This window comes from Aeromonas sp. s9 (assembly GCF_040907765.1).
Lineage (GTDB): Bacteria > Pseudomonadota > Gammaproteobacteria > Enterobacterales > Aeromonadaceae > Aeromonas > Aeromonas caviae.
Genome location: NZ_JBFOCK010000072.1, coordinates 47,191 through 54,560 on the forward strand (window position 1 = coordinate 47,191; position 7,370 = coordinate 54,560).

At 62.8% G+C, this 7,370-nt stretch carries 6 protein-coding genes and 1 tRNA gene; 5 read left to right on the top strand and 2 right to left on the bottom strand.

Annotation, left to right across the window (positions count from 1 at the left end; translation table 11 throughout):
• Positions 1-6: 6 nt before the first annotated feature.
• Together lptF and lptG are read left to right on the top strand one after the other, a co-directional pair.
• Positions 7-1,119 (top strand): LPS export ABC transporter permease LptF, encoded by a 1,113-nt coding sequence (gene lptF / locus AB5Y54_RS14840; RefSeq protein ID WP_162540537.1) that lies wholly within the window; start codon positions 7-9, stop codon positions 1,117-1,119.
• A gap of 25 nt (positions 1,120-1,144) precedes the next feature.
• Positions 1,145-2,215 carry an LPS export ABC transporter permease LptG gene (gene lptG / locus AB5Y54_RS14845; RefSeq protein WP_010672962.1) on the top strand — a complete coding sequence of 357 codons (1,071 nt, stop codon included), beginning with the start codon at positions 1,145-1,147 and terminating at the stop codon, positions 2,213-2,215.
• 144 nt (positions 2,216-2,359) lie between these two features.
• On the opposite strand, the gene AB5Y54_RS14850 is transcribed toward lptG, so the two are convergent.
• A complete protein-coding gene (locus AB5Y54_RS14850; RefSeq protein WP_010672963.1) occupies positions 2,360-2,872 on the bottom strand; it encodes an RDD family protein in 513 nt (170 codons plus the stop codon).
• Between the two features lie 143 nt (positions 2,873-3,015).
• Here AB5Y54_RS14850 and AB5Y54_RS14855 point away from each other — a divergent pair.
• Positions 3,016-3,100 (top strand) — tRNA-Leu (locus tag AB5Y54_RS14855).
• 233 nt (positions 3,101-3,333) lie between these two features.
• Here the strand turns inward: AB5Y54_RS14855 and AB5Y54_RS14860 are convergent.
• Complete coding sequence (locus AB5Y54_RS14860) at positions 3,334-3,702, bottom strand: VOC family protein (RefSeq protein ID WP_043154157.1); 369 nt, start codon at positions 3,700-3,702, stop codon at positions 3,334-3,336.
• Positions 3,703-4,235: 533 nt separating this feature from the next.
• Here AB5Y54_RS14860 and amt point away from each other — a divergent pair.
• Positions 4,236-5,663, top strand: a complete 1,428-nt coding sequence (gene amt / locus AB5Y54_RS14865; RefSeq protein WP_257709928.1) for an ammonium transporter — start codon at positions 4,236-4,238, stop codon at positions 5,661-5,663.
• Between the two features lie 231 nt (positions 5,664-5,894).
• Entirely contained in the window at positions 5,895-7,247 is a 1,353-nt protein-coding gene (rlmD, locus tag AB5Y54_RS14870) for a 23S rRNA (uracil(1939)-C(5))-methyltransferase RlmD (RefSeq protein WP_201888029.1), read from the top strand.
• Positions 7,248-7,370 lie beyond the last annotated feature (123 nt).

A 7,370-nucleotide genomic window follows, 5' to 3' on the forward strand; every position in this document is an offset into this window, starting at 1 on the left:
TTGGGAATGACTGTGATCGTTTTCCGATATTTGTTCAGGGAGACCCTGAAAACCCAGCTGGCGGTGCTGTTCGTGCTGCTGCTTATCTTCGTCAGCCAGCAATTTATCCAGATCATTGGCGATGCCGCCGATGGTGAGGTGCCGACGCGCCTGGTATCCACCCTCCTGCTGCTCAACCTGCCGAATATGGCGTTGTTGATGCTGCCTATCAGTCTGTTTTTAGCCATTCTGTTTGCTCACGGCCGTTTGTACGCGGAAAGCGAGATGACGGTGATGCACGCGGTGGGTTTCAGTCACCGTTTCATCATGGGCAGCGCCCTGGTGCTGGCCTTGCTGACCGCCGCCGTCGCGGCGTTCAACACCGGCTGGGTCGCCCCCCAGGCCAAGGAGCGGGAGTACCAGGTGATCGACGAGTTCAAGGCCGATCCCGGTATCTCTTTCCTGCAGGCCGGCCGCTTCATGGAGCTCGACAAGGGGCGCCTGGTGGCCTACATCCAGGATCTGAACGACAAGGGGTCGGAGTTGCAGAAAATCTTCGTGCTGCAACGGGCCGAGGGTGGCTCACCCCCGTCAGTGGTGGTGGCCAACGAGGGGCAGGTGACCGCCGACAGCAACGGCTTGCAGTGGCTGACCCTGACCGATGGCTCGCGCTACGAGGGGCATTTCACCGGCAAGCAGTTCCAGGTCTCGGAGTTCCGTGAATACAGCCTGGTGATCCGCCAGCAGGAGATGGAGCGATCCAACCGCAAGGCGGCGGCCAAGCCGACCCTGGCATTGCTCGGCACCCAGGACAATCAGCTGATGGCCGAATTGCAGTGGCGCCTGTCGCTGCCCCTCTCCATCCTGGTGCTCACCTTCCTGGTGGTGCCGATGGCGCGGGTCAATCCCCGTCAGGGGCGTTACGCCAAGCTGCTGCCGGCCATCCTGCTCTATCTCTCCTATTTCCTGCTGCTCAGTGCCGCCCGGTCGGCCATCGACAGCGGGCGTCTGCCCCACTGGCCCGGGATGTTCCTGGTGCCCCTGGTCTATCTGCTGCTGATAGGGTTGCCTCTCAACCTGCAGGGCACCAGCTGGTGGAACGGGGTCAAAGGGCAATTGTTCAAGAGAAAGTCAGCGTGATGCTGCAACCTGGGAGTCTCTGCTGATGTTCGGCATTCTCGATAGATACATAGGCAGGGTCATCTTCATGTCGATCCTGCTGTGCGAGCTGACCCTGGTCGGGCTCGCCGCGCTCATCAAGTACGTGGAGCAGTTGAAGGCGGTCGGGGAAGGCAACTACGACATGCTCAACGCCCTCTACTACGTGCTGCTCTCCATGCCCAAGGAGGCGGTGCTCTTCTTCCCCCTGGCTGCCCTGCTCGGTGGCCTCATCGGTCTGGGCCAGCTCGCGACCAGCTCCGAGCTGGTGGTGATGCAGGCGGCGGGACGCTCCAAGATCAGCATCGTCATGGCGGCGCTCAAGACCGCCATTCCCCTGATGCTGCTGGTGGGGCTGATGGGAGAGTACGTCGCACCGGCCGCCAAGCGGATGGCGGATGACATCAAGGCGGGGGCCATGTCGGAAGGGCGGCTTACGGTCTCGGCCTACGGGGTCTGGGCACGGGATGGCAACAACTTCGTCAACATCAACGGGGTGCGCAACGATGGCGCCCTGACCGGCATCACCCTCTACCGCTTCACTCCGTCCCGCAACCTGATCGACGTGGTGCAGGCGAAGGAGGGGGTGTTCGAGGATCACCACTGGCTGCTGAAACAGGTGCACATCACCCGGTTTGACGATCCCACCCGGATCCAGGACGAAGAGCATGCCCAGATGGCCTGGCAATCCGAGCTGACCCCCAAGCAGCTCGGGGTGGTCAGCATCGATCCCGAGAACCTGCCCATCTCGGGGCTGCGGGACTACATCGGTTATCTGGATGCTAACAAGCAGGATGCCGGACGCTACAAGCTGGAGATGTGGCGTAAGCTGCTCTCACCGCTCTCAGTGGTGGCCATGATACTGCTCGCCTCCTCCTTCATCTTCGGTCCGCTGCGCTCGGTGAGCATGGGGGCGCGGATGCTGATGGGGATCATGACCGGCTTCGCGGTCTATGTGAGCGACAGGGTGTTCGGCCCGGTCAGCCTGGTCTATGCGGTCCCGCCCATCCTCGCGGCCATCGCACCCAGCCTGCTGTTTGGCGGCATCTCCTTCTATATCCTGAGCCGCAAGCAGTAGCGGCCTGAAGGACGGCGGGCTGCTGACAAAAGGCGGCCATTGCTCTCGATGCACCGTTTCCGTCAAGGTTCTGGGCTGCAAGCAGTCAGTTCTGGTCAACAAAAAGGGCACCTCGGGGTGCCCTTTTTCGTTGCCGTCTTGGGATCAGCGATTGAGCTGCTCCAGGTTTTCCGTCTTGCCAAGCACCACCACCTCGCACTCGGCCCAGATGTCCTGGAAGGCGCGGGGGCGGGCGCGATTGAACACACACAGCAGGTTGCCCAGGCCAAAGGCCGAGGTAGCGAGCCGGATCAGGGCCTGGGTGACGCGAATGTTGCTGCCGTCCAGGTTCTGGATGCGCAGGCGCCAGGCCCGCATGCCGATGGTCTGGCCGGCGCGGACCCAGAACCAGGTGTAGAAACCGCAGATGACGAAGGCCAGCCAGGCGCTATAGAGGGGGCTGGTGAGCAGCCAGGCGGCATCCTTGCCCTCGGGAACGTGCGCCATGCCGGTGGCCAGCAGCAGGTGGGCCACCCCCATGCCGATGAAGCCGGCGATGATCAGCAGGGCAATCACCACCAGATAGTCATAGAGCAGGGCGCCGAGACGGCGCAGCAGACCGGCGGACGGATGCCGGGGAGCAGGCTGGAGAGGGGAGGGGGTCTTGCGCTTGGCCATGATGATTATTCCATTAATATGATGCGGGCATTCTATGTAACTGGCCTGGCATCGGCAAGGCGTTGAATAAATGAGCAAACAACGGTGGGGGCAAGAAAAACACCTTGCATGGCCAAGCGCCATTCGTATAATCCCTCGCAGCTGCCCGGGTGGCGAAATCGGTAGACGCAGCGGATTCAAAATCCGCCGTAGCAATACGTGTCGGTTCGAGTCCGACCCCGGGCACCATCAGATTCCATGACAAAAGGCCATCCTCGCGGATGGCCTTTTGTTTTTCCGGGCGGTGCGAAGAGGTGTACCCACAGACCCTCAGACCCTCAGACCCTCAGACCCTCAGACCCTCAGACCCTCAGACCCTCAGACCCTCAGACCCTCAGACCCTCAGACCCTCAGACCCTCAGACCTTCAGACCTTCAGACCCACAGGCTGTCAGGCCATCAGCCTCTCGGACTGCCATCCCCTCAGTCGATGTTCTGCGCGATGCGCCACAGCACGCCTGAGGGGTCGTACAGACAGAACTCCTTCATGCGCCACGGCTGGGTGACGAGCTCCGTGACCCGGACGCCGTAGCGGGCGGCGATCTGGCTCGCCTCCACTTGGGCCCGCCAGGCGGCCACGTCCTCCACCAGGAGGTGCATCATGAGCTGCTCGGCCAGCCCCGGGGGGTTGCCATCCTGCAGCAGGAAGCTTGCGTTGCCGAGATGAAAATAGGCCACGCCGTCGCCATCGGAGGCCAGGGTAAAGCCGAGATCCTGATAGAACTGCTTTGACAGCGTGAAATCCCGGGCAGGCACGAAGGCCTTGATTTCGGTCACGTTGAGATTGGGCATGGGCTCCTCGCGGCGCTGGGAACAGGGGAAGATGGCTTGCCAGTATGACCGGGCATTTCGGGGCAGGCTAGACGAATGGCGCGCGTTTGCACTCTTAAAGTGCTTGTGCCCCTCGGGTGGGGGGATATTGGCCGTCAGCCTCATTTGATTTCACCATGGTATGGCCCATTTCATTTATTTCATAAATACCTTAGCGGGATAGATAAGCCTGCCAGGGTGACATCACCAGGGGTTCGCCCCGTCATTGTGAGGTGGTTGGGTCATCCTGGTGCATTTTCCCGGCAATGCACAGCCAAAGTGCGATTTTCCCCCTGTAACCGGGCATCGTGCGCCAAGATGGTGCGTGTTGAATGTGATAAAAACATAACGCCATGAAATAAAAGGATTATTTTTCTTGGCCTGCTTTATGCTTTCCCCATGTCATGTCGCCATGATGTCTCCGTGAGCCACACAGGTGCGGTGGGCAGGTGGCCAGGTTGGAAATGCATATCAGGAAATGGACCCGGATGCCGGGACGACAAGGAGAGGGCTGTATGTTCAAGAGACTCGTAATGACTGGCCTGCTGGCGCTGGCCGCCACCATGGCCGCCCCGGGCTGGGCCGAAGAGGTGGCCGCGCAGGCCGATGTGGTACAGGCGGCCGCGACCGTGACCATCAACAAGGGGGACAATACCTGGCTGATGGTGGCGGCGGCCCTGGTGATCCTGATGTCCGTGCCGGGCCTCGCCCTCTTCTACGGCGGCCTGGTGCGCGCCAAGAACATGCTGAGCGTGCTGATGCAGGTGTTCACCCTGTTCTGCCTCATCACCGTCCTCTGGGTGGTCTACGGCTACTCCCTGGCCTTCACCGAGGGCGGCGCCTTCTACGGTTCCTTCGACAAGGTGCTGCTGATGGGGGTGACGCCGGATTCCATCGCCGCCACCTTCAGCAAGGGGATCGGAATCAGCGAGTTCATCTACGTGGTGTTCCAGGGCGCCTTTGCCGCCATCACCTGCGGGCTCATCGTCGGCGGCTTTGCCGAGCGGATGAAGTTCTCGGCGGTGCTGCTGTTCGCGGTGATCTGGTTCACCTTCGCCTATATCCCGATGGCGCACATGGTGTGGTACTGGGCGGGTCCGGATGCCTACACGGATGCGGCCGCCGCCGAAGCGGCCGGTGCCACCGCAGGCTATCTGTTCCAGCACGGCGCTCTGGACTTCGCCGGCGGCACAGTGGTGCACATCAACGCCGCGGTGGCCGGTCTGGTTGGGGCCTTCATGGTGGGCAAACGGGTTGGCTATGGCCGTGACCCCATGACCCCCCACAGCCTGACCATGACCATGATCGGTGCCGCCCTGCTGTGGTTCGGCTGGTTCGGCTTCAACGCCGGCTCCTCCCTCGAAGCCAACGGCACGGCGGCCCTGGCCTTCGCCAACACCTGGATCGCACCGGCCGCTGCCGCCCTCTCCTGGACCTTCGCCGAGTGGGCGATGAAGGGCCGTCCCTCCCTGCTTGGCGCTGTCTCCGGTGCGGTGGCGGGTCTGGTCGCCATCACCCCTGCCGCCGGTTTCGTCGGTGTGGGGGGCGCCCTCATCATCGGCCTGCTCAGCGGTGTGGCCGGTCTGTGGGGCGTGCACGGTCTCAAGCGTCTGCTGGGGGCCGATGACAGCCTGGACGTGTTCGGCCTGCACGGGGTGTGCGGGATCCTGGGTGCCGTGCTGACCGGGGTGTTCGCCAGCCCGGATCTGGGCGGCACCGGGGTGTGGGACTATGTGACCAACCAGGTGGCCGAGGGGTACTCCATCCTGGCCCAGGTCAAGGTACAGGTCATCGGCGTGGGGGTGACCGTGGTCTGGACCGCCCTGGTCTCGGCCGTGGCCTACAAGCTGGTGGACCTGCTGATCGGTCTGCGGGTGAAGGAAGATGCCGAGCGCGAAGGGCTGGACGTGACCAGCCACGGCGAGAAAGCCTACAGCCATTGATCCTGCTGCCATGAATGTCATACCGCCGGCCCCGTCTGGCGGTTTTTTTATTGGGGCGGGCTGGCCAGGCTGCCCGGACCGGGCCGCTAGTGGCCGGGGTCGCTATTTGTGTCTGCGGGGTCTTTTATGCCTGCATTTTGGGCGGATCTCCGCTAAACTCTGCCACCCTTTATTCGGGGTCGCCGGGTCTGCCCCGTCGTCACCCTCTCTTTCATGCCTTCGGAGCCGCTCATGCCGTTAGTGGGACACCAACATCAGATCGATATTCTGGAACTGACCGACAAGGGGGATGGCAAGGGTCGCCTGTTCGATCGCCCCCTGTTTGTCGAGGGTCTGCTGCCCGGTGAGCAGGCGCTGGTCGAGTTGACCGAGGTCAAACCGAACTACCTGCACGGCAAGCTGGTCGAGTTGACCCAGCCGTCCGCCGACAGGGTGCCGGATTTTTGCCCCAACACCGAATGCGGTGGCTGCCAGGTGCGCCCGCTGGCCTATCCGGCCCAGCTTGCCCTCAAGCAGAGCCTGGTGCAGAGCGCACTGGAGCAGGTCGGGCTGGGTGAGGCCGTGGTCAACCCCATCCTCGGCATGGAGACGCCGTTTGCCTACCGCAACAAGGCCCAGTACGCGGTGCGTGGCAGCGAGGCGGGCGCCGAGATCGGCTTCTACCGCAAGCACTCCCATGACCTCATCACCGCCGATGATTGCGCGGTGCAGGACTCGCTGCACGTGGAGCTCAATGCCCGGGTACGCAACTGGATGCGCGAGCACGACATCGCGGCCTATGACGAGGTGGCCCACACCGGTTGCGTGCGCAACCTGATGACCCGCAAGGGCTTCAAGAGCGGCGAGCTGATGGTGGTGCTGGTGACCCTGGGCGAAGCGCTGCCGTTCGAAGCCGAGCTGCTGGCGGCCCTGGCGGATCTGCCGGTCACCACCCTGGTGCAGAACATCAACGAGGTGCGTACCAACCGCATCCTGGGTGACAAGAACCGGGTGCTGCTGGGCAGCGGTGTGATCCGCGACAAGATCCACGAGCTCGAATTCGAGATCTCGCCCCTCTCCTTCTTCCAGAACAACCCGAGCCAGACCGACGTGCTCTACTCCAAGGCGCTGGAGTATTGCGAGCTGACCGGCAGCGAGACGGTGTTCGACATCTATTGCGGCATCGGCACCATCTCCCTGTTCCTGGCAGGCAAGGCCGCCAAGGTGGTGGGGATTGAGTCGGTGGAGAGTGCCATCAGCGACGCCCGTCGCAATGCGGCCCTCAACGGCATCGAGCAGACCGAGTTCCACGTGGGCAAGGCGGAGCAGCTGATGCCTGCCCTGCATGCCGACGGGGTGAGCGCCGATGTGGTGGTGATGGATCCGCCCCGCAAGGGCTGTGACAAGGCGGTATTGCAGACCCTGGTGGCCATGGCGCCGCGCCGTCTGGTCTATGTCTCCTGCAACCCCCAGACCCTGGCCCGGGATCTCGCCTGGCTGGTCAAGCAGGGCTTCGTGCTGGACGAGGTGCAGCCGGTGGACATGTTCCCGCACTCCATGCACGTGGAAGCGGTTGCTCGCCTGAGCCTGCCTGCCAAGGCCTGATCGTCGCTCGGGATCTTCCCCTCGCGCGATGCAGGTGGAAGTGGTTGCTCGCCTGAGCCTGCCAGCGAAAACCTGATCGGGCCGAGGGCGTGGCGTTAGCCAGATGGCTCTGATAAAAACGAC